Below are 21813 nucleotides of genomic sequence, written 5' to 3'. Positions count from 1 at the left end.
AAACTGTAACTACAAGATATGAAAGATTATTCTGCCAGCACGCCGCCTGCTGCAGCCTTGCGCTGCCACACCATCCAGAACTCCTGACCGGCAAACACCGGCAAGGGCGCGCCAACCGGCTGGCAGTCTTTCAGTACGAAGCCCTCAGCAAACAGTTGCTGCAGTGCATCGCGGCTCGTACCAAAGGGAGGCCCCTTGGCTTTGTCTGCCAGAAAAAACACCCCGGCCAGATAAGCGCCACTAGGAATCAATTGCATCATCTTCTGGGTATAGTCTGTCCAGCGCCGTGGCGGCAAGGCGCACAAGAAGGCCCGTTCGAATATCAGGTCGTATGTTTGCGTGGCATCAAGGGCAAAAAAGTCGGCCTGCCACAGGCGCGCCGGGCTGTCTTGCAGCGTGGTAGCCGCCCGCCGAATGGCCTCATGGCTAAAATCGATGGCATCCACCTGCATGCCGGCCTGCAACAGCCAGCGCACATCCGCCGCCGAGCCGCAGCCTGGCAGCAACACCCTGCAGCCCGACGGCAGGCTGGTGATGAAGCGCTGCATATGCGCATCCGGCTGCGCCCCCTCCCATGGTGTGACACCCTGCTGGTAGCGCACATCCCAGAAATCCGGCAAGGAACTGTCCTGCGCCATATTTCAGCTCTCCATTAACTACTAATTGACTAGCGCTGCATACTGACGCAATTGCGCCGTGATGCCATCTAGGCCTTGCTGTACATCCAGTGGCAAGGCCCGGCCATCTGGTAAGCGCAGTTGCACACCAGCAGACTGCATGCGAATGAACAAGGGCCGCCCGGCTAGCGGCAGCACCCCCCACTCTTCACCATCCAGTTGCTGCAGATCGAGTAGCACGCCCAGCCCTTCCGCGATATCCAGCAACGGTTGGCGTTGCGGCAACTGCAGCCAGACCTGCTCACGTGCGTTCTCATCCATGAAGCACCAGTTGGAAATCTCGGCAAAGCTGCGGCCACAGCCCCGGCAGACATTGTCACCCACGGCGGTGGTGCAACGGGCGATACAGGGGGAGTCTGGACGCTCAAGCGCCATGCGCCACTCCTGGCTGAAACACTTCTGTCATATTTCTTGACTTTCCCAATATAAATGTCAGATAAATGAAAAATCGCTGCAACAATATAGACACAAATGCCACGCAACGAATTATTGGTGTTTCGAATACTACGCATTTTGCGCCTGAAGCAGGTGCAATATCTGGACGAGCGCCAGCTCATCGCAGCTATCCGCCGCGAAACCGGTGATGAATTCAGTGACCTGACCATTCATGAACATCTGCGCCATATGCAGCAGCATGGTCTGCTCAAGCCCATCAATCTGCGTCAGCTAAATGGCTATGCCCTTGACTGGGCCGGTTACGACTATCTGGATGCCTCCTGAACAAGCTTTATTACCGACATCCGCAGCTCACCGCTGCACGGCACCAACAGCGTGATACAAATGAAAAACCCCGACGAGCGGGGTTTTTCAGTTAATGGCCAAGTGGCCGGTACAGGCATACCCGGTCATCGCAACGATGACCGTATTGTAACCGCCAGTCATGGCGGCGACCTGCTTTCTTGCGAACTCGCGACAGCCAATTCCTCCTCGCTCAGCAAGCGGGACAGCGTGACAAAGCGCATCCCTTCCGCCGACTCCAGCGAAAAGCCGCCGCCACGCCCCGGCAGGGCATCTATGGTCAGTACACAGTTCTGCCAATAGCCATACAGAAATTCACTGATGTAAAAAGGGCAGCCGCCGATTTCTCCCAACAGGATGTCATGATCGCCAACACGGAATTCCTGCTGGGTAAAACACAGTGGTGCACTGCCGTCACAGCATCCGCCGGACTGGTGAAACAGCAAGGCACCATGGCGCTGGCACAACACCGACAATAGTTCCGCAGCACGCTCTGTCATGTTGACGCGGGAAATCATGTCACCCCTTTTTGCGAGAAACCGGCGGCGCCAAAGCGAGAGCGGCTCGCGCCACCCCCGAGGAGGACCGCTGCTTGCAAGCGGCCACCCGCCTAGCGGCGATGACCGTGAAAAGAAAGGCTGCCGGCAAGCCGCTGATGCGCACCTTGCCACACCAGCGGCCAGCGGCAGGCAAAGACTGCTTAGAAGAAGCCCAGCGCCTTCGGGCTGTAACTCACCAGCAGATTCTTGGTTTGCTGGTAGTGATCGAGCATCATTTTGTGGGTTTCGCGACCAATACCGGACTTCTTGTAGCCACCAAAGGCAGCATGCGCCGGATACAGGTGGTAGCAGTTGGTCCACACCCGGCCAGCCTTGATTTCGCGGCCCATACGGTAGGCAGTATTACCATCGCGGGTCCACACGCCTGCTCCCAGGCCAAAGGCGCTGTCATTGGCAATGTGCAGTGCTTCTTCCTTATCCTTGAAGGAAGTCACGGCAACAACCGGGCCAAAGATTTCCTCCTGGAACACGCGCATCTTGTTATGGCCGGCCAGGATGGTGGGCTGCACATAGAAGCCCTCTGCCAGTTGGCCACCCAATTGGGCCTGGCCGCCGCCAGTCAATACCTGCGCACCTTCGGCACGACCGATGTCGATGTAAGACAGGATCTTGTCCAGCTGCTCACGCGAGGCCTGGGCGCCGATCATGGTGGCCATGTCCAGCGGATTGCCCTGCTTGATGGCTTTGACACGGGCGACTGCGCGCTCCATGAAGGCATCGTAGATCGACTCCTGCACCAGCACTCGCGACGGGCAGGTACATACTTCGCCTTGGTTCAGGGCAAACATGGCGAAGCCTTCCAGTGCCTTGTCGAAGTAGTCGTCATCTTCGCGCATTACATCTTCAAAGAAGATATTGGGCGACTTGCCGCCCAGCTCCAGTGTCACCGGAATGATGTTTTCGGCAGCATATTGCATGATCAGGCGGCCGGTGCCGGTTTCTCCAGTGAAGGCCACCTTGGCAATGCGCGGGTTGGTGGCCAGCGGCTTGCCGGCTTCCACACCAAAGCCGTTCACCACATTGAGCACACCATCGGGCAATAGGTCGGCAATGACTTCCATCAGCACCAGAATGGCCATCGGGGTTTGCTCGGCCGGCTTGAGCACCACGCAGTTGCCGGCGGCCAGCGCCGGGGCCAGCTTCCAGGCGGCCATCAGCAGCGGGAAATTCCAGGGAATGATCTGGCCCACCACGCCCAGCGGCTCGTGGTAGTGATAAGCCACGGTGTCTTCGTCCAGCTCGGACAGCGAGCCTTCCTGGGCACGCAGACAAGCGGCAAAGTAGCGGAAGTGATCCACCGCCAGTGGCAGGTCGGCAGCATTGGTTTCGCGGATAGGCTTGCCGTTGTCCAGTGTTTCCACCAGCGCCAGGAAGGGCAGGTACTCTTCCATGCGGTCGGCAACCTTCAGCAGTACATTGGCGCGCACTGCCGGTGCGATACGGCCCCAGCGATCGGCGGCAGCATGCGCGGCATCCAGAGCCAGTTCGATATCGGCAGCCGTGGAGCGGGCAATGTCACATAGCGGCTTGCCATCAATCGGGCTGATATTGGTGAAATACTGCCCTTGTACCGGTGCCACCCAGCGGCCACCAATGAAGTTGTCGTAACGGGATTTCAGCGGGACTTTCTTGCTGAGTGCTGCGAGCGCTTGCTGATACATGACGTTGCCTCCTGGCTATTAGAATCGGAGCGCCGGCTGTGACAACCGGCTGCCAGGTCATTGTGCGAAATTACCTCGCCCCCCTCTATTCGACTTTGGTCTTAGAACCGTCCGGCATCACTGCAGTGCGCAGCCCGCATCTGCAGTGCCAATGCACAGCCTGCTCATTGGCTCCCGCGCTGCAGTAAAGCCAGCTTGCCCAGATGGCCAATCAGCGCCCGCAGCTTGGCCGGCCGCACCGGCTTGCTAAGCAAGGACCAGCCTTCAGCAGCGATTTCGGCAGCCACTTCCGGGCTGCGATCGGCCGTGATGATGGCAGCAGGGATCTGCAACTGCAGCTGCTGGCACAAAGCCAGGATGACTTGCGGCCCACTGACGCCATGGTCCAAATGATAGTCAGCCAGAATCACGTCCGGCGGGCTGCTCAGTTGTGCCAGCAAGGCCTGGGCCTCAGCCAGTCCGGCCGCCGCCAGCGGCAGACAGCCCCAGCCGGAGAGCAAGGTGGTCATGCCAGCCAGAATCGCCGGCTCGTTGTCGATCAGCAAAATCGTCAGTCCCTGCAATTCTGATGGCAGTACCGTGCTGATCCCCTCCTGCTGCCGTGGCATGGCACTGGCGGCAGCCTGCTCGCCATAGGGCAGCACGATGCCGAAAAACGAGCCGCGCCCATGCTGTGAGCGTACTTCCAGCCGGTGTTGCAAGCGCGTGGCCAGCCGCTTGACGATGGCCAGTCCCAGCCCCAGCCCCTTGCTGCACATGGCACGGTGCTCGGGCAGGCGCTGGAACTCTTCAAAAACCTGCGCCAGCTTGTCGGCCGGAATGCCCTGCCCCTGATCCCACACACCAACCAGCACGCCTTCAGTGGTACGCCGCGCCGCCAGCAATAGCCGGCCATGCTCGCTGTAACGCAAGGCATTGCTGAGGAAATTGCGCAGGATACGGCTGAGCAAAACCCAGTCGCTGTACACCACGGCACCGCACAGATGGCTGCGCAGGCTCAGCCCCCGCTCGGCCACCAGCGGGCTGAATTCGATACTGAGCTGGCGCAGCAGCTGGTCGATATGAAAATGACTGCGCTCCACCTCGATGGCACCGGCATCGATGCGCGACAGCTCCAGCAGAGTGTTGATCAGATCATCCACCGCCTCCAGCGAAGTGGCCGCATGCTGCACCAACCGCATGTTTTCGCCGCTGGCTTCGCGTTCGGCCAGGCTGGCCACAAACAGCCGTGCAGCATTCAGCGGTTGCAGCAGATCGTGGCTGGCGGCAGCAAAAAAGCGTGTCTTGCTGCGATTGGCTTCTTCGGCGGCCACAATCGCCTCGCGTAACTGGGTATTGGCCTGACGCAACTCGACAGTACGCTCGGTGACGCTCTGTTCCAGCTCTTCCTTGGCCTGCTGCAGCACCTGCTCGGCTCGTCGGGTTTGGGTAATGTCCTGGATCAGCGCGTAGAAGCCATGCACTACGCCATCCTCGCCGATATGCGGGATAAAGGCAGCTTGGGCATACTCCACCGAGCGCTTGGGTGCAGGCATTTTCAGCTCAAATACCGACGACACCCCGGCCAGCGCGCGTTCGACAAAATGCCGGCGCGGGTCGTACAAAGCCGGCCCCAGCACCTCGCGCAGGGTCCGGCCATTGATTTCCTGCACCGGCAGGCCAAACCAGTCTTCGTAGCCTTTGTTGGTAAAGCGGTAAACCTGGTCTTTGTCGACATAGGAAATCAGTGCCGGCAGCGCATCGGTAATCAGCCGCAGCTTGGACTCACTCTCGCGCAAGGCCAGTTCATCGCGCTTGCGGGCGGTAACATCGCTGCAGGTAATCACAAAGCCGGCATTGGGCATGGGACAGGATTCGATTTCCAGCACCAGGCCGCTAACCGTTTCCACTTCGTAACTACCATTGACCGGGCAGAGCAGCGGTATTTCCGCACTGGCCGGCAAGGCCTGCCCCACGCGCAAAATCGCCGGCGACAGCCCGGCCAGCTCGCAGAAACGGTGATTCCAGGCCAGCAGCAGTGAATGATGATCAAACACCGCAATACCCTGGCGCAGGCTGTTGACGGTAGCCTCCAGCAACTGGCGGTGTGCCGCCTGATCCTGCTGTCGCAGCCGCTGCTCCTGCCGCTTGATTTCGCTGATATCGGTATAAATGGCCACGCGGCCGCCATCGGCAGTCTGGCGTTCGCTGATACGCAAATAGCGGCCATCGCTGAGCGCTTCCAGATAGCTGCCACTACTGTCACGGTGCAGCTGGATGCGTTGCTGGCGCCAGTGCTCGACCTGACCCAAGGCCTCGAGCGCACTGCCGGAGTCGGCCAGATGATCGAGGTATTCGGCAAACTGCATGCCGCTGCGCACATGCCGCCGCAATGCCGGCTGCAGCTCGACAAAGCGCTGATTGAAACGCACCAGCCTGTCGTGCTGGTCCCACTGGGCAAAGCCGTCGGCGATGGTATCCACCGCCACCCCCAGCCGGTTATTGGCTTGCTCGGCAGCAAGGCGGGCTTCTTCCAGTGCGATATTGCTGGTTTTCAGCTCATTCATCGTGCGTTCCAGCGCGTGGGTACGCTCCTGGATACGTTTTTCCAGCTCGGCCGACACCTGGAAGATAGTAAAGGAATTGCCATTGTCGGCCATGCCGCTCTCCACGCGGTAGATCAGCGCCTTGTTGATCTTGCGTAGTTTGGCATTGTCCTTTTCCAGCCGGGCAATGTGCTGCAGCAGCTGTGATGGATCAGCTACCGATAAATCCAGCTCCTGCTCCATCATTCTGCTCCGTGTATTGTGGCCGTCCCTGTGGCATAGCCAATGGCAATGCCGGTGAAGGTCTGATTGACATGCATGGCATTGAACTGCTCGCCGTAGGTGTTAAAGCCCACCACCCGGTTTTGCACCAGCAAAGCGGACAGGCGGCTTTGCGCGGCGGTATTGCTGATCATGATGCGCCGCAGGATGCAGTCACAGCCCAGCACCACCTGTAGGCCACCCAGCTTGCCACGGACCTGGGCAAACGTGTGGGCCAGGCTACCCACCAGATCTTGCTGTTCGGTACCGGACAGCACCACGCCCTCGTCCACGCTGCAGAAAAAGGACAGCGACAAGTCATCGTTAACGCGCTGGATGGAACGCGCATACGGCACGCCCCCCACTTGCAAGACCAGCGGGTGAGCGGCAAAGGTGTGCGGGTCCAACCGCTCGGGGTCCAGCCCCAGCAGCCGGCAGTATTCCGCCGCCGCCGGTTCGGCATTGATTTCGGTAACCAGACGGCTGTCGGCATCGGCCTCGGTAATCACCATGCGCTCGCCACTGCGGGCGGCATGCTCGGACTTGAACATTTCGAAAGGATGACGGCTGGACACCATCACAAAAGCTGCGCTATTGCTGTGAAAACGGCCGTCCAGCAGGATGGCGGTGTTTTCGAAGCGCATATTGTCGCCGGCAGACCCGCCCAGCAAGGGAATATGTCCCAGCGCTGACGACAAGCGACTGGCCACCCGCTCCTCGCAGGCCGCCAGCCCGTCGATCAGCATCAGGGCAAAGCTGTTGCGGTCGATGGCCTGGCCGCTCTTGCGCGCCAGCTCATGCCGCGAAGTCATCACGGCTTCGAAGGCATCGGCCAGTTCGAAGGCATGCAGATTATCCAGCCGGGTTGCCACGGCAAAGAAGTCGGGTTCGGCAAAACTCACCCCGCTGATACTGCCCTGCTGATAGCCATGGCAGCCAATCTCACCGGCCGTGGTGCACCCCACCACCAGTGCATTACCAAAATAGCGGTGCAAGCTGGGGCCGAGGCTGGCCAGATCATAGGCCGGGGAAATAAACAGCAATACCAGTGCCAGATCCGGCTGATGCAGCTGCTGAAACAGCTCGGCAGCGGCCAGTGCGGGGTCCTGCTGCTGGGTACTGCCCAGCAACACCAGGCTATTCTCCATCTTGTCTCCACCTTGCCGCCGCGCCACAGCGGGCGACGGCCTTGTCATTCTATTGACCGGTCTTTGCCAGTTTAACCATGCCATGCCCACAGCACGGCCTTGCCCCAGAAGGGATTGAGGCAGAGCGGTGGCTAACACGAACAGACAGCTTCATTCTAGCGTGATCAGCAAGCCAGATCGGCTAAGGCTGCACGCAAGCAGCTGTGCAACATACGATGTGCGCCAGTCATGCAGCGGACATGCTGCCAGCATTGGCCGATTCAGGCTATAGTCTTGGACGCCGCCGCTGCCGGGCGCGCTATTTTTGCGAGACTGAATCGATATGGAAATGAGTGTACTGATTGCCGACGACCACCCGCTGTTTCGCGAAGCCTTGAAGGACGTGGTGCGGGAAGTATTTGGCGCGGACATCCGCCTGATCGAATGTACCTCGCTGGCGGAAGCCAGCGCTGCCATCCACGACGATAGCCTGGAGCTGGCACTACTCGACCTCAACATGCCGGGCATGCAGGGGCTGAACGGCGTCGCCTGCCTGCGCCGCGCCGCGCCGATTGTGCCGCTGGTGGTGGTGTCGGCCGACGAGCGCAGCGAAGTGGTACAAGCCGCACTGGCGCTGGGCGTTTGCGGTTTCATTCCCAAATCCACCCCGCGCCAGCAAATGGCCGAGGCGGTACGCCGCATCAGTGCCGATGGTGAAATCTATCAGCCCCCCTCCCTCGCCGGCCACGACACCAACAGCCCCACCGCCATCCCTCTCACGGCCGAACAGCAAGCTATGCAAACCCGGCTAGCCAGCCTGACCCGCCAGGAGCGCTGCGTGCTGGAGGGCATTGTCGCCGGCAAGCCCAACAAGATCGTGGCGCACGAACTGAATATCGCCGAGAGCACGGTCAAGGCACATGTTTCCGCCATCCTGCGTAAGCTGGAAGTCAGTAGCCGCACTCAGGCGGTGATCAAGGCCGGGCCGCTACTGGAATAAGGCTGGACAGCGCTGGCCAAGGCCTGCCCGCAAAGACAAGGCCCCGCGGCAAACCAATGCGCGGGGCCTTGTTCATCAGCAGAGTCAATCAGACCTGATACTGCGCCACCGCCTTGCTCATACGCTCCACATTCAGCTGCAAGCGGCTCGATGCGGCTTCGGTGGCATGTGCCACCTCCAGGTTTTTACCCGTCAAGGCCGCCATAGACTCCAGCCCCTTGCCCATCAGATCCATCCCTATTTTCTGTTCATCCGCAGAATGGCTGATTTCCGCCACCATACTGACGGCTCTTGCCATTTGCACACTGATTTCATCCAGCACCGTATGCGCCTGATGCACCAGCTCGACACTGGTGCCCACCTGCGCCGCGCTCTGGCGCATGCCGGTCACCGAACCCACGGTATCCGCCTGGATCCGTGAAATCATCTTGTCGATTTCCTGGGTGGCATTGGCAGTACGCTCTGCCAGCTTGCGCACTTCGTCGGCTACCACGGCAAAGCCACGTCCGGTTTCACCAGCACGGGCAGCCTCGATGGCGGCATTTAGCGCCAGCAGATTGGTCTGGTCGGCAATATCCTTGATGACACTGGCTACCTTGCCGATATCTTCAGTACGTTGCCCCAGTTTTTCCACGGTCTCGGCCGAGCTGGCAACAGTAGCCGCCAGTTCGTGAATGGTTTCACTGGCGCGCTCCGACAAGCGTGCCGCCTCCCCTGCCTTGCTGCCAACATCACGAGTCACCGCTTCGGTATCGTGGGCATGCTGCGCGATCAAGCCAATCGATGTCGCCAGTTGTTCAATCGTGGCGGCTGAGGCCGTCGTCTTTTCGGTTTGCAACGATGCCGACGAAACCAGCGACACCACGCTCTGGTTGAGATTGTCCGAGGTATCCTGCACATTCCGTGCAGAGTTCAGCATCACCTGAATGGTGGCACCGACGGCAGCCGTCTGATTATCTAGCTCAGCTGCGATCTTGCTGATCAAATCCCTGCGCGTTGGCTGCAAATTGGCGCGCAAATTGCCGGTTTTAAGCAAATCCTGCAAAAAATGCTGGATGCGCGTCAGGCGACCAAGCACCCCAGGCAGGATGTATAGCACTGCCACCAGGCAGCACAACAGGGCCAATACCGCCGTCCCCTGAAACCAGGGCATAAAGCTGCTCTGGCTACTAGCGACCAGACCCAGCAGCAAAGCCAGTACAGCAAGCACCAACACTGCATTCAGCTGAAAAGTAAAGCCACTTACCGCTTGCACCAGGGGCGGCCGCTTCTTCACCACCGCACCGTTTTCGATAGACAAAGAACCATCACCTTGGCGGATACGCCGATACAGCAGTTCGGCGGCTGCGACTTCATCACGCCCAGGAAGCGTACGTACCGACTGGTAACCGACAATCTGCCCATGTTCGCGCACCGCTGAGGCATTGGCCCGCACCCAGTAGAAACCACCATCTTTACGCCGGTTCTTCACCAGGCCACGCCAGGGCCGCCCGTCCTTGAGATTGCGCCACATATCGGCAAAGGCTTCTTCCGGCATGTCGGGATGGCGAATAAGGTTATGTGGCTGGCCAACCATCTCCTCTTGCTCGAAGCCACTGATCTGGGCAAAGGCTTTATTGGCCTCGACAATATTGCCTTGTGTATCGGTACGAGAATAAATGAACACACCATCCGGAACGATGGTTTCCTGCTGACTGACGGGCTGATTGTTTCGCATATCTTTTTGTTTTACTTGGTCTTTATCAGAAAACATCGTGCCGAAACCAGGGAGAATAATATTTACTTACCCTGCTGGCTTTCTGGCGCAATGGCAACCCACTTAGGCTTTGATTGAATACGGGCAAATCATAAGCCGATTAAACCCGAGCATGATTAAAGTTATGCTGACGCAGAACAAAAACAATAATAATTGTGTGGTTTTTGCACCTAAAGCACATTTGCCGCTTGCCCAAGTACCAAAATACCCCATACCGAATTCCGCATACGAACAAGCAAGAAGACATTACTGAGGAGCAAGTGAAATACGGCCGTATCACGCAATAAACAAGCGTACGAATAATAGAAACTACAGATAGACTGATCCACGGATTACTTAGAATAAAATCGCGTTAAAATCAGTACATGAATGAGTAGAAAACAAAAAAGCCACCCCGTAGGATGGCTTAATGTTGGTATTGCTTTGGTCTTGTGGTCGGGGTGAGAAGATTCGAACTTCCGACCCCCTGCACCCCATGCGCAACTGCAGGCGCGCACAAGATATTGATTTAAAACATCATTCCAGAGTGAGCGTCTAATATTTCTTGCGTAGCAACCTGCCCGGCAACCCCTATTTTGCATAGGGTCGTCAGGCGGTATTAGAAGGTTTCTGCCCATGGTCAGAGGCGGCCGGCAGCTTCATCTCCACCTCACTGACCGGCACCTCGCGCAGCTTGATGTACGCCTCGGTCATAGCCTCATCGGCATGTGCCGCCCCGACCGATATCTGCGTCATCGAGTAGCCCACCTTCTTGGCGTCGGTCATCGCCTTGGCCCGCAAGTCCTTCAGTGTTGCATCCTGGATTCCTGCCCGTTCCCGCGCCCGAGTCCACGCAGTGCCGATGCCGTGGGCCGTATAGGGCTTGCCTTTTCCGTTGCATATGATATAGGGCGACCGGGTCACCCCTTCCTTTATATCTCTTCCTTGTGCCCAAGCTACCTTGGCCTGCTGCAAAACGGCCCATATCTGGCCGGTCATCGGCACAAACACCTTGGCACCGCTGCTGTGCTCAGTCTTGGTCGGGGTGAACAATATCCCCTTCTCAGTGATGTCGGACCACTTTAGCAGCCTGATTTCCGTGGTGCGCTGGTACATCAGATAGCACAGGTCGATGTAGCACTGCACCATCAGGCCGCTGCGATTGACTCGGCCATTCTTGCCGATCAGCAAAGCTTGGCGGATGGCGTTGTATTCCTTGTCCGTGATGTAGCGCATCCGGCGCTTCGGCTTCTTGATACTGACTTCCCGCACCGGGTTATCCGTGCGCAGGCCCCGCCGGCATGCCCAGCGGAAGAAGTCAGACAGCCGGGAGTGATATACCTGCCCCATGCGCCGCCCCTCCCAGTCATCCACAAACTTGGCCACATCCACCGGCAGCACCTGATCGACATTGAACTCAAAGAACGCTTTCTCGATGACCGATGAGACGCTCAGCAAGTTCTTGTTGCCGTTCTCATGGATTTTGGCCCGTGCCTCCTCCTTCGGCTTCTGCTTGTCTCGCTCCTCGATCATCGCGGCCATGTACTTGCGGAAATGCCGCGGGAAATCCCCTTCATCACCCTCGGCGCGGTTGTGATCAAGAATCAGCTGAGCCAGGCGGCGTGCCTCCACTTCACCGTCGGTAATCGGGCAAAGGCTGTGCCATTTCTTGGCTTTGCCATCGGCAGGACTGATCAGGGCCTCTGCCGCGAAAAGGTAGAAGCGCTTACCTTTCGTGTATATCCGCGACAAGGTAAGGCCTCTGTTTGTCTGCCGTGGTCTGCTCATCTTGCATTCCTTACTGTTGGGCGGCGTACTGCCGGCTGTGCTTGCGGTCCAGAATACAGGCCACACTGTTTTGCCAGCAGGTCTTGATAGGTCTGCTCGGTCATGATCGGTCCTGCCTGATCGCAGGGTACGTCCACGCCAAAATGCGCTTTAAACCAGCGCGCCTGGGCCGAACGATTCTTCCGTCCGGTCAGCTTCTGGAGTTGTTCCAGGTCCATGCGGACTTTTGCCATAGTGCTTCCCCTCAAACATATTCCGAACTGCACACGCCGAAGCTCGGCGCATAGCCAAACGAACGTCCCTTGGTGTGCCGTTCGCCAATCACCGTCCCCGGTAGCCCGCGCATCGACTCCGGCACGAATTCCCGGTTCTGCCCGGCCAGGGTAGCCAGATCCTTCTTGCCCGGCTGAACGCCTGGGCGCAGGCAGCCGCATGAGACGGTCTTGCCGGAAGTCACGTTGTCGCGCTTCTTCTCGACCAGCTTCCCGCACTCGCACTGGAACAGCCAGATTGCCCGGGCGACGCCACCGGAGCTATGGACGCAGCCGGTTTTCCGGATCGCGGTCAGCATTCCGTACTTTTGCCCGTCAATGGGTTTGTTTGGTGTGGCCATCTGTTATCTCCCTTTATCTTCAATGGCTTTGACATGAGCTGTGAATGCGTTGCCAAAGGCAATTTCGGTTCCCCGCACCATGTGCAACGCCATCCGGTCAGTTAGCACCTGCTCTTCCACCTTTCCATGGCAAAAAACCCGGAACACCCGGCCGCGCGCGGAATGATCATCAAACCATTCAATGCGATCCACCGGCTTGTTGCAGACTGCGCAGACAGGAAATTCCATCCGTCACCCCCTTGCTGCATATCGCAGCAGCTCAATTTCATCACCGCGAATTTCAGCCAAGCCTTTGCTCACCAGCAGTGATATCGGAAAAGAAAGAGCCTCTTTGTCAAAGAGGCTCAGGGCGGCCATGCTGTAGATTCTGCGCTGGCCCTTGTATCGACTCATCTCTACGCAACTGACTTCGATGTCGGAGTGAGCGCAAGCGATGGCGTATGATTCCAGGTCAGTCATGGCTCAATCCTCTTGAATTCCACGACCCATACCCACGGATTAGAGTGCCAGCTGCTGGGGCCGTTGATCTGCTCCCACAGGCCGCGATAAGCAGCCTTAGCGGTATCGCCGTAGCATCCGATTTCCTCGCATGATCTGCGGGAGTGGTCGCACGGCTCCGGGAGTACGCCCTCGGCCAGCGAGTCGGCTTCGCTGATGTCTTGCAGCCGCTCCACACGCACGCTGACGATTTCCAGCAGGATGCGGCTAGCCCAGCGTGGCATGTGGATGCTGGGCCGTTTTTTCTCATTGCCGTATATAAACGGATTGAAGTTGGACGGAGTGGTGCGCTGCTCCATTGCATTGTCGGCAAAGTATCGGATCATGCATTCACTGGTTCCGCTCGGCAGGAAGTCCCACGTCTCCCGCACCCAAATTTGGTCTCCGGGTTCTCCGTATGGGCATTCGGCAAGGATCTGCCGCAGTGCGTTCGGGTAGACAAAGTGGCCGGGTCCACGAAGGCTTTTGACACCAAGCCAAGGGAAGTGCTCGGACGGAGTGGGTGGGTTTTTCATCAACCTCCGGGTTTGCGTCTTCAGGCCGGAAAGGATGGCGCGCACCATCGGTGCGCTGAAGAGGATTGGTCGCTCTTTCATTTCTTGTCTCCCTTCGGCTGCGGGGCGGCTGCGAGTGCAGCTTCATACATTGCCCAGTATCCTATTTCTTCTACGGGTGGCATGGCGTCTATCATGCTTTGCGTCGCCTCCTTCGGCACCAACTGCCACCCATCCGGCACCTGCGCGGGCGGGGCGGCATACACTTTGGTTCCCACCGGCAGGTCGCTGATTTTCTGGCTGAACCACACTGGGCCGTAAGCGCCAATTTCCCCAACCGGCTTCTGGGCCACCGCCTCACCGGCAGGCTGTACCGGCTGCAAGCCATCAATGTGGCGCTGAATGCGCTCAGCTACACGGCGCTGCAATCGGTCACTGATGGCAGTAGAGCAACCGCAATCGCTCAACACCATTTCAGCCAGTCGCATCGTGTCATACTCGGCAGGCTGGGCGCGGGCGGCTTGCCATACTTTCCACCATGTATAAACGTCCATATCCACGTAAAATCCGTCCGCATCTTTTTCTGGCTTTAGTGTGGTCTTCGCATCTACCCACGCCTCAAACTCCGCCCGCATCTTTTCGTTGCTCATCTCACTCTCCCAAAAAGTTGAGGCCCATCGCGTGGGCCTCGTTAATTGCACAATCCATAAGCGCTGCTGCATGCTGTTGGCTCGGACAGATCGGCCAGCGGGTCATATTGGCTTCCGCCGCGTGTTGTTCGGCTCCACTCGACCCGCTGCCAGATATTCCCGCGATCAACGGCGGTTCTTGTCTCGCCTGGTGCTGGCAGGAATGTCGCGGCACCGCGCTTGCTGGCCTGGCCAACAAGCCATTCCCAACTGGCAACGCGTTCAATCTCCTCTGGCCAGCGCTGGCTGATGGTGCGCAGTTCGTCCTTGCTGACGTTGATGCATGGCATGCAACCGACACGGCTGCAGCCTTGCAGATAGAGCGGGTTCGGCTGGATGCTGCGCTGGGCGCAGTAGTTGAAAACGTCGAGTGCAGTCCACTCGACCAGCGGGCGGAAGGCATGCATGCGCGGGCCGATGCGCTCTGATTTGCGGACATTTGAGCGGCGGGCCGATTCATCCCGGCGAACACCCTGCCAGCTAATGACACGATATCCGGCGTCTACAAGGTCGATTTGGTAAGCCACGGCCATATTGCGTTTCAGTTCCTCGGTGCAGAACTGCCCCTTGCGGCTGGGGAAGCGCCCCTTCCACATGCAGAGGTCAAGAAACGGATTGCCAGTCGGGTGAAGGACAGCCAGCGCCCGGCGCTTGGCCTTGTTCGTCCAGCGAACTCTCCGGCCTCCGCCTACCTTGACGGTTTTCTGTATCAAGGCGCAGAACGGTGCGCCGTTCTTCTCTTTGATCTTGAATCTGATTTTTCCAAATCCATCCCGCGCCCATACGGGGTTGCCTGCAGCATCTTCGATGCCGACGGTGTCGTATTGGCGACGGGTGCGATCATCGCGGGCAATGAACGTGCGCTTGTCTGCTATCTGCTCACTGAAATCAGCCTTGAGCCGATCAATCTGGATATCTAGAGCCTGCTCCAGGTAAGACAGGTACTCGTAGACGGCCTGATGCTCGTTGCCGGTGTCGCAGAAGATTGCGCGCAGGTTTTCCCGGGATATGCGTTCCATGGCCAGCAGCAATGTGGCAGTGCTGTCCTTGCCGCCGCTGACACTGACAACGTGCATGGCCTCCATCTCACTCCCCTTCAAAAGAGAGAAGCCCACTTGCGTGGGCTTCATTCAGTGCTGCGTTGTCAGGCTCCGGCGGGGTCTCATCGACCACCAGATCCGGCTCCGTGCGCGGTACGATGTGATGGTCCTCGCCGTAGGATTGGTAGAGATGTGTCATTTCTTCGCCTCGGCGTATTCTTCCTCGGTGATGACATGTTCTTTCACATTAATGACCTGAAAGAACGACGGGGCGCAGTGCTTTGCCTGCCATGCAGCAAGAAAGGCTTCAAGCTCGGCCTGGGCCTCCTCCGAAACATCGGGGAAGCACTCTGCATACTCCCCGCCTTCGTCGTAGCCACGATCTGCAATCATGTCGATCACGTCATCAGCACCAATCCAGTCTGTTGAGTGATATTTCACTTCGCCGACGTAGATCGTTTGTCCGGGCTGTAATTCACCGTTTTCGATTAGTTCGCATAGTGATTCGCTGGTGAAATCCTCACCGTTTTCACTCCATGCCAGTTGCACATCAGATTGCTTGCTCACGCCGCCATCCTTTCCTCTTGAGCACCGGCCACGGCCAGCACTTCCCCGTTTTCGATCCAGAAGCTGCCAATCAGCTCGTCACTCGGCATGGCCTTCTTCATGGTCCCGCACACCACAGCGCTATCCAGAGCACCGTCTTCGGCCAGGTCACACAGCAGGTCCAGCAGCTGGGAACGACCAACAAGGTCCAGCACGTCGAAGCGATCCAGCACCACCAGTTTCAGCTCGGACAGCTGGGCAATCATCAGCGCCAGCAGGGTGTCGGTGCGCCACTGCTCAGAATCGGACAGCAGGCCATAGGCGCGGCCGTCAGCGGTGATGTCCATGTCGCGGCTGATCTGGACGCGAGCCCAGCCAGCATCTTGGGAAAGGCCATGCAGCATGTCATTCACTGGGCGCAGGGAATCAGCCAGGATTTCGCCCGGGATACCATCCGGGGCCAGGGCGTCAGCAATCAGGGACCAGGCCTGCACGTCAGCGTGGTGCTTGCCGGCGTCCTTGGTCTTCTTGTCTGCCTCGGCTGCTACGCGCTGATTGGCGCGCATGGCTTCCAGGTCCGTGGCCATCTTCTTGCGACTGGCCATCAGGGTATTGATGCGGTCGCTGGCGGCTGCCAGCTGCTCGTCGGTAACAGGCTCGCCACCATCCTGCTGCTGCTGCACCTTGAGTTGTGCCTCGGCGTCTTGGGCAAGCTTCAGGTCGCGCTGGTCGTTGGCAACGGTGCGTTCCATCATGGCCAGTGATTTCTGCAACTCCGGCAGACTGGCGACATCCTCGGCGCTGGCCGGAGCGCCCTCTTCTTCCACCGGTCCATGCTGGGCCTCGTACTGATCCAGCACAGTGCAAGCGGTCAGGTAGCTGGCGCGGTCGGTACCCAGCGGCTGTTCTTCCACCACCAGGGCATTCAGGGAGCGTGCCAAGTCGTGCAACAGGCCCTTGCGCTCAGCCGGGCCGGCGCTGATCTCGGCGACGCGGTCACGCACGCTGGCCAGGTCGGCTTCATCAGCGGCCAGCTTCTTGCCGATGCTCTCCTTCTTCCCTGCCAGCTCGGTCAGCTGGGCGATCTGCCCTGCCCGGCCGGTGCTGGCTTGGTGACGGGCGCGCAGCGTGCCCATGTCCTGCTGAGCCTGTGCGACCTGGGTATCCAGAGAGGCCAGATCTTGCTCACACAGCTGGGCGGCTTCCAGATCAACGGGAAGCTTGCCAGATTTCCAGCCCTCGGCCTTCTTGTCTCCGTAGGTTTCACCGGTCACCGCGCGCCAAGCGCCCTTGGCCTCGGTTGCGCGCTGCTTGGCATGCTTCTCGGCCTCAGGAAAGCCAACGAGCACCAGCGGTAGCACGGCGTCGACCTTGTCCTGGTCGGCAGCGCGTTCCAGCAAGCGCTTTTGCGCTTCGTCGGTACTGCCAGCGCAGCCGGTCAGTGCATACAGCGCGGTGCGGCGGCCTTCGGCCGGTGCTGCGGCAAAGGCAGCCGGGGTCAGAACGTACGGCAAGCCGGCGCGGGCTTTGTCCGGGTCTTCGATGATCTTGCCGGTCATGGCCACGCCACCGTCCGGAAGGGTGACCACCGACTTGCGGCCATCGGCCAGGTTCAGCTCGATGCTGCTGGCCTTGGAGCCCTCGGCCACCAGCTGGCCGTAATCTTTCTTGAGGCTGACGCGGGTGGGCTGGCCAGACAGGGCCATCACCACTGCATCACGCAGTGAGCTTTTCCCGGTACCGTTTTTGCCGGAAACCATGGTGATCTGGGCATGCAGCTGCATGTCAGCAGTGCGCAGGCCTTCGAAGTTGGCGATTTTGATCGATTGGATTTTCATGCTGCTTGCTCCTGAATCAGGGCGATGACGTTGGCGCGGCTGGCGGCCGGCAGGCTGGCAACGGCCAGGGCGCTTTCCAGTTCGCGGATACGCTGATCGGCGGTGGCAAGCTGCTGCTCAAGCTGCTGGGCGCTCTCGGCCTCTGCGGCCAGAGCGATGTTCTTGCGGCCCAGCTCGAGCACCTGCTCTTTGAGCTCTTCGTTCTGGCGCTCAATGCCGCCGTAGTAGCTGTCCATCTTCACGTAAGAGGCGACCTTCTCCTGCATCTGGCGTACGCGAGTTTCCAGCGATTGGCGCTCCTGGTAGTTCCACTCCAGCGAGCGGTTCAATATGCTGACTTGCTCTTCCAGCACGGCATTGCGGGCCTTAACGTTTTCATGAGCAGTGCGCAGACGGTCATAGCCTGCAACCTGCTCACGCAGCTTGGCGTTGTCCTGCTCCAGCTTGGCCAGAGTCGTCTCGATCACTGCAATCAGCAGCACGTCGATGATGTTGGGTTTCATGGTGGTGGTCCTTACGCTGCAGCCAGTACGGTGCGGTTGCCATCGCTCTCCATGGCGCTGACCACACCCTGCTGTTCCATTTGCTCAATCAGGCGGGCGGCGCGGTTGTAGCCAATCCGTAGATGACGTTGCACCGAGGAAATTGACGCGCTGCGGGACTTCACCACCAGGGAAACAGCCTGCTGATAGAGGTCGTCATTGGCTTGTTCGGCCACATCATCCTTGCCCTCACCGTCCAGCAAGGAATATTGATCCGGCTCACCCTCCAGAGCATCACCTACCTCCAGATAGCTGCTGCCATCCTCGATCACAACCATCACGGAGCGGCCGGCCGTGTCGGCCAGGGCATGGGCTTCCGGGGCGTTGAACATGATCAGCTGCGCTTTGACCTCGGACTTTTCCAGGAACTGGACGCTCTTCACCTCGGCACGGAAGTTCACGCGATTGCCGGTGGCAATGCAGGTCACAGCTTTGCGGACTGCTATTTCGCAATCAGCCTGTACATTGGCCAGAACCTTTTCCTGCTCGGCCTGGCTCATGGCGCTCCAGGTGATGGCCAGATCCTTCATCTGCTTGGTGGCTGCCTTGATCAGCTCGCCCAGCAGGAACTGGCTGGCAACTGCGTTTTCCTCTTTGTCGAGGGTGATTTCGTCCAGTTGGTCGATAATTGCGTTGTTTTCGTTGGTCATGGCTGTTTCCTAAATGTTGGCGATGCGTTCGAGGTGGTGACGCTGCAGGGTGCTGATGTGCATGCCCATGCCGTACTGATTGAATCTGGACTGCATTGACTGGATGAAGCTGCGATCCCAGTCGCTATCCGCTTTGGTCTCGGCGTCATTCAGCAGCGAAGAAAGGCGCTCTGCCGTGTAGATGCAGCTGGCCGGTCTGTTCAGGGATCGCATCGAGGCTTACTCCACTTCGCGCTGGCGGCGGGTGCGAGTGGCACCACCAGCCTTCTGCTGGTTGGCAATGGTCTGCTCGACGATGTCGGCGTCCTTGTCGCTCAAGCCTCGGGCGATATCGCGGGCCTCGTCGAAAGCGCCGCGGCGGACGGCTTCCAGCGCATCGTCAAGGCCAAACATGCCGGCCTGCTGCTGACTGCCCTGCTCTTCCTGCTGGTGCTGCTGCACCGGCTCGGCTTCACGCTGCTGGCGCAGGCCTTCGGCAACGGCTTGCTGGGTCAGGACTTCGCCAGTGGTGGTATCGACATCAAAGGGCGGCTCGTCGCTGGCCACTGTCTTCTCTGCCGGGGCGGCCTGCTGGCGCAGGTCCTCGGTGGTCACGACGTAGTTGCCGCCGGCGTCCTGCGAAGCGTCGAACACGTCGCCGACCTCTTCGGCCGTCTGCAAACCCATGCCCAGCTCCGGCGCATAGGCGCGCTGCCAGAAGGCCGCTGCGCGGTAGACAAACATCTGGTCGGGCATCGTTTTCCACTTGCTGCCGTTCTTGCTGGCCCAGCCTTCGGCTTGCACCATCTCCCAGGTGACCCAGATGCCGTCCAGCCGCTCACTGGTGGCCTTCTCAATTGCCCAGGCGCGGCAGCCATAATCCTTGCCACCCGGTTCGCCACGCCATTCGTAGCGCAGCGACGAGAAGCGGCCGCAGGCATTGATGGTGGCGATCAGGAACTTGCTGGACCAGCTGGGCGTACCGTGCACGATGTACAGGTTCTGCATCACCATCAGCGGGTTGGCGCCGATACGCTGGGCCATATCCATTGCGATCATGCAGTTCGCTATCTTGTCGGCGCCGCGATACTGCTGGGGCACCAGATCGGAAGACGCGAAGGCTTTGGATACACGCTGCATCAGCTCAAAGCTCTGCAGGTCGAAGAAGCCGGCATGGACGGCCGGGGCATTGCTCACTTGCGCAGCAGGCTGGCGCAGCGCCTGCAAATTGGTGGTTTGTGCAGCAGTCATCGTGGTTATCCTTTGAACTTACATGTTGAGTGACGCGGGCAATACTTGGCAGAGCACAGCACCGACTTCGGGTTGCCGTAGAACTGGCCGCTGTGAATGATGTGGCTGGCGTGCTGTAGCAGGCCGGGGCTGTCTTCGTCACCGATCAGGGCTTCGCGGGCATTGCTGATCAGACCTACGCCCACCTTCTGGCTTGCGGCGGTCTTGCCGGTGTTCAGGCCGATGATCTGGGCAGGTGCGGTCAGCGCCTGGCCAACAGCAAACTCGGCGATCAGCTCATACACACCCATCTGCGGGCCGTGGCCGCTGGTGACTGCAATGCCATCACTGCCCACGGCGCGGGCGCCAGACTTCAAGTCGGCAATGCCCAGCTCACCATCCACGTTGCGGTAGATCCGGTCAGTGGTACCGGTCAGCACCAAGCCAAGGTCGGTAATTTCCAGCGCTTCACATGGCACTTCCACGCCCACGTAATCCTGCTTGGGTGCAATTTCGTGGCAGTAGCGGGAATGCAGGGTCAGGCCAATCGTTTCAGCGTCCTGCGGCTTGGTATCGCCCCACTCCACTTCGCCATTGCCCTGCTCGTCATCCTTGGCATACAGCGTGTCGATCAGTGCCCCGGCAGCTTCAGACGGCGTCAGCGGGTTACCATCCAGCTTGGCTTGGTCAAACAGCGCGGTACCTGCGTGAATGGCCGTGCCCAGGCGGGCGGCACCAGATGACGGCATACGCATGCGCAGCAGGTGCTTGGCTTGCCATCTCGCAGGGCAATCAAAGAGCTCCGCAAGAGACGAAGCTCGGATAGTGACAAGTTCACGCATGGCGTGCTCCTTTGGCATTACGGGTTACTTTTTCGAACTCCGGCCATGCCGGTGAATGCTCGAGACGGTGGTGAAGCTCTGTGCGGTACCGGTGCGTGCAGACCAATAGGTTGCTTGGAGCGTTGTTGGTCTTGTTGCCATCGATGTGATGAACGACCTCAGTATTCGGATTGCCACGACCGAAGTTGCGCAGCTTGCGGCCCAAGGCTTTTTCGGCGACCAGGATGTGCTCGTATTCGCGCAGACCACTCCCCAGCGTCACCCGCACATACCCATGGCTTGAGAGGTACTTGTTACCGATGGCGCGTGCAGTATTTGCGTGAGCATTAACGACGACGTTGTGGCCTTTCAGGTACTTGAGCGGCACACCGCGTACCCAGCCTTTCGAGCGGTCATTCTTGCTGGCCAGCTGTGTGTGCTGACCGCATCCGCACATGCAGTAGCCGTATGGGGTCATGCGGCTTGCTCCTTCTCTTGTGATTTCAGGTATTCCAGGACGGCTATTTCCAGCGCCCGGCAGTCGAACAGCTCAGCCGCATCGGTCGCGCTGTCTGCCAGAAACACTTCGGTTACTTCGAATCGGGCCGAATGGCCGGGGTGGAATGCTGCCGGGCGCTCAGGCGGAGTGTGATTACCGCGCACCACCAGGTTGAACCCGTCAAACTCCAGCTCGACCTGGCCACGCTGGTAGCCACGCACCAATTCGGCCTGGCGCATCAACTGGATTACCGCTGCGGATAGGTGGGACAGGCTCATGGCAACTGCTCCAGCGCCTGGGCA

Annotated in this window: 25 protein-coding genes and 1 pseudogene; 2 read left to right on the top strand and 24 right to left on the bottom strand. The window is 59.1% G+C overall.

Annotated features, from left to right (window positions below):
* Nucleotides 1-26 precede the first annotated feature (26 nt).
* The gene (locus tag H2Z84_RS04055) at nucleotides 27-638 is read right to left on the bottom strand and encodes a methyltransferase domain-containing protein (protein ID WP_181834843.1); all 612 of its coding nucleotides are present in this window, start codon (nucleotides 636-638) and stop codon (nucleotides 27-29) included.
* Nucleotides 639-659: 21 nt separating this feature from the next.
* Complete coding sequence (locus H2Z84_RS04050; RefSeq protein ID WP_181834842.1) at nucleotides 660-1052, bottom strand: DUF1289 domain-containing protein; 393 nt, start codon at nucleotides 1050-1052, stop codon at nucleotides 660-662.
* A 117-nt stretch (nucleotides 1053-1169) separates the two neighbouring features.
* Here H2Z84_RS04050 and H2Z84_RS04045 point away from each other — a divergent pair, with 117 nt between their 5' ends.
* Nucleotides 1170-1397, top strand: a complete 228-nt coding sequence (locus tag H2Z84_RS04045; protein ID WP_181834841.1) for a hypothetical protein — start codon at nucleotides 1170-1172, stop codon at nucleotides 1395-1397.
* Between the two features lie 158 nt (nucleotides 1398-1555).
* On the opposite strand, the gene H2Z84_RS04040 is transcribed toward H2Z84_RS04045, so the two are convergent.
* The 4 genes from H2Z84_RS04040 to nosP all read right to left on the bottom strand — a co-directional run bounded on the left by H2Z84_RS04040 (nucleotide 1556) and on the right by nosP (nucleotide 7570).
* Nucleotides 1556-1933: a DUF779 domain-containing protein gene (locus H2Z84_RS04040; RefSeq protein ID WP_181834840.1), complete on the bottom strand. Its 378-nt coding sequence runs from the start codon at nucleotides 1931-1933 to the stop codon at nucleotides 1556-1558.
* A gap of 182 nt (nucleotides 1934-2115) precedes the next feature.
* Nucleotides 2116-3636, bottom strand: a complete 1521-nt coding sequence (gene adh, locus H2Z84_RS04035; protein WP_181834839.1) for an aldehyde dehydrogenase — start codon at nucleotides 3634-3636, stop codon at nucleotides 2116-2118.
* Between the two features lie 164 nt (nucleotides 3637-3800).
* Nucleotides 3801-6407: a hybrid sensor histidine kinase/response regulator gene (locus H2Z84_RS04030; RefSeq protein ID WP_258869282.1), complete on the bottom strand. Its 2607-nt coding sequence runs from the start codon at nucleotides 6405-6407 to the stop codon at nucleotides 3801-3803.
* Complete coding sequence (gene nosP / locus H2Z84_RS04025) at nucleotides 6404-7570, bottom strand: nitric oxide-sensing protein NosP (RefSeq protein WP_181834838.1); 1167 nt, start codon at nucleotides 7568-7570, stop codon at nucleotides 6404-6406. The genes H2Z84_RS04030 and nosP overlap by 4 nt, the downstream gene beginning before the upstream one ends.
* 328 nt (nucleotides 7571-7898) lie before the next feature.
* Between nosP and H2Z84_RS04020 the strand changes: the two genes are divergently transcribed.
* Entirely contained in the window at nucleotides 7899-8549 is a 651-nt protein-coding gene (locus tag H2Z84_RS04020) for a response regulator (protein ID WP_258869281.1), read from the top strand.
* Nucleotides 8550-8637: 88 nt separating this feature from the next.
* Here H2Z84_RS04020 and H2Z84_RS04015 read toward each other — a convergent pair whose 3' ends face one another.
* The 18 genes and pseudogenes from H2Z84_RS04015 to H2Z84_RS03930 all read right to left on the bottom strand — a co-directional run bounded on the left by H2Z84_RS04015 (nucleotide 8638) and on the right by H2Z84_RS03930 (nucleotide 21789).
* On the bottom strand, nucleotides 8638-10266 hold the full coding sequence (locus tag H2Z84_RS04015) for a methyl-accepting chemotaxis protein (protein WP_181834836.1): 1629 nt from the start codon (nucleotides 10264-10266) through the stop codon (nucleotides 8638-8640).
* A 627-nt stretch (nucleotides 10267-10893) separates the two neighbouring features.
* The gene (locus tag H2Z84_RS04010) at nucleotides 10894-12072 is read right to left on the bottom strand and encodes a tyrosine-type recombinase/integrase (protein ID WP_181834835.1); all 1179 of its coding nucleotides are present in this window, start codon (nucleotides 12070-12072) and stop codon (nucleotides 10894-10896) included.
* Nucleotides 12069-12290, bottom strand: a complete 222-nt coding sequence (locus tag H2Z84_RS04005; protein ID WP_181834834.1) for a DUF4224 domain-containing protein — start codon at nucleotides 12288-12290, stop codon at nucleotides 12069-12071. The genes H2Z84_RS04010 and H2Z84_RS04005 overlap by 4 nt, the downstream gene beginning before the upstream one ends.
* 26 nt (nucleotides 12291-12316) lie before the next feature.
* Complete coding sequence (locus H2Z84_RS04000) at nucleotides 12317-12685, bottom strand: hypothetical protein (protein WP_181834833.1); 369 nt, start codon at nucleotides 12683-12685, stop codon at nucleotides 12317-12319.
* A gap of 3 nt (nucleotides 12686-12688) precedes the next feature.
* Nucleotides 12689-12913 carry a hypothetical protein gene (locus H2Z84_RS03995; protein ID WP_181834832.1) on the bottom strand — a complete coding sequence of 75 codons (225 nt, stop codon included), beginning with the start codon at nucleotides 12911-12913 and terminating at the stop codon, nucleotides 12689-12691.
* 3 nt (nucleotides 12914-12916) lie between these two features.
* Nucleotides 12917-13144: a hypothetical protein gene (locus H2Z84_RS03990; protein WP_181834831.1), complete on the bottom strand. Its 228-nt coding sequence runs from the start codon at nucleotides 13142-13144 to the stop codon at nucleotides 12917-12919.
* The gene (locus H2Z84_RS03985; RefSeq protein ID WP_181834830.1) at nucleotides 13141-13779 is read right to left on the bottom strand and encodes a hypothetical protein; all 639 of its coding nucleotides are present in this window, start codon (nucleotides 13777-13779) and stop codon (nucleotides 13141-13143) included. Before H2Z84_RS03985 ends, H2Z84_RS03990 begins: the two co-directional genes overlap by 4 nt.
* Nucleotides 13776-14327 carry a phiTE_015 family protein gene (locus tag H2Z84_RS03980; RefSeq protein ID WP_181834829.1) on the bottom strand — a complete coding sequence of 184 codons (552 nt, stop codon included), beginning with the start codon at nucleotides 14325-14327 and terminating at the stop codon, nucleotides 13776-13778. The genes H2Z84_RS03985 and H2Z84_RS03980 overlap by 4 nt, the downstream gene beginning before the upstream one ends.
* Nucleotides 14328-14368: 41 nt before the next feature.
* On the bottom strand, nucleotides 14369-15496 hold the full coding sequence (locus tag H2Z84_RS03975; RefSeq protein WP_220272688.1) for a phosphoadenosine phosphosulfate reductase domain-containing protein: 1128 nt from the start codon (nucleotides 15494-15496) through the stop codon (nucleotides 14369-14371).
* 105 nt (nucleotides 15497-15601) lie between these two features.
* Nucleotides 15602-15973 carry a hypothetical protein gene (locus H2Z84_RS03970; protein WP_181834828.1) on the bottom strand — a complete coding sequence of 124 codons (372 nt, stop codon included), beginning with the start codon at nucleotides 15971-15973 and terminating at the stop codon, nucleotides 15602-15604.
* The gene (locus H2Z84_RS03965; protein WP_181834827.1) at nucleotides 15970-17790 is read right to left on the bottom strand and encodes an AAA family ATPase; all 1821 of its coding nucleotides are present in this window, start codon (nucleotides 17788-17790) and stop codon (nucleotides 15970-15972) included. The genes H2Z84_RS03970 and H2Z84_RS03965 overlap by 4 nt, the downstream gene beginning before the upstream one ends.
* Complete coding sequence (locus H2Z84_RS03960; protein WP_181834826.1) at nucleotides 17787-18293, bottom strand: hypothetical protein; 507 nt, start codon at nucleotides 18291-18293, stop codon at nucleotides 17787-17789. The genes H2Z84_RS03965 and H2Z84_RS03960 overlap by 4 nt, the downstream gene beginning before the upstream one ends.
* Nucleotides 18294-18304: 11 nt before the next feature.
* A pseudogene (locus H2Z84_RS21625) lies at nucleotides 18305-18556 on the bottom strand (DNA translocase FtsK); the annotation flags it as partial.
* A 435-nt stretch (nucleotides 18557-18991) separates the two neighbouring features.
* A complete protein-coding gene (locus H2Z84_RS03950) occupies nucleotides 18992-19195 on the bottom strand; it encodes a hypothetical protein (RefSeq protein ID WP_181834824.1) in 204 nt (67 codons plus the stop codon).
* 6 nt (nucleotides 19196-19201) lie between these two features.
* The gene (locus tag H2Z84_RS21085; protein ID WP_220272687.1) at nucleotides 19202-20212 is read right to left on the bottom strand and encodes a hypothetical protein; all 1011 of its coding nucleotides are present in this window, start codon (nucleotides 20210-20212) and stop codon (nucleotides 19202-19204) included.
* A gap of 5 nt (nucleotides 20213-20217) precedes the next feature.
* The gene (locus H2Z84_RS03940; RefSeq protein WP_181834823.1) at nucleotides 20218-21033 is read right to left on the bottom strand and encodes a RecB family exonuclease; all 816 of its coding nucleotides are present in this window, start codon (nucleotides 21031-21033) and stop codon (nucleotides 20218-20220) included.
* Nucleotides 21026-21490 carry an HNH endonuclease signature motif containing protein gene (locus tag H2Z84_RS03935; protein ID WP_181834822.1) on the bottom strand — a complete coding sequence of 155 codons (465 nt, stop codon included), beginning with the start codon at nucleotides 21488-21490 and terminating at the stop codon, nucleotides 21026-21028. The genes H2Z84_RS03940 and H2Z84_RS03935 overlap by 8 nt, the downstream gene beginning before the upstream one ends.
* Entirely contained in the window at nucleotides 21487-21789 is a 303-nt protein-coding gene (locus tag H2Z84_RS03930; protein WP_181834821.1) for a hypothetical protein, read from the bottom strand. Before H2Z84_RS03930 ends, H2Z84_RS03935 begins: the two co-directional genes overlap by 4 nt.
* Nucleotides 21790-21813 lie beyond the last annotated feature (24 nt).

The organism is Aquitalea aquatica, from assembly GCF_013911085.1.
Lineage (GTDB): Bacteria > Pseudomonadota > Gammaproteobacteria > Burkholderiales > Chromobacteriaceae > Aquitalea > Aquitalea aquatica.
The sequence above is the reverse complement of the archived record's forward strand: the minus strand, read 5'-3'. Positions and strand labels throughout refer to the sequence as shown.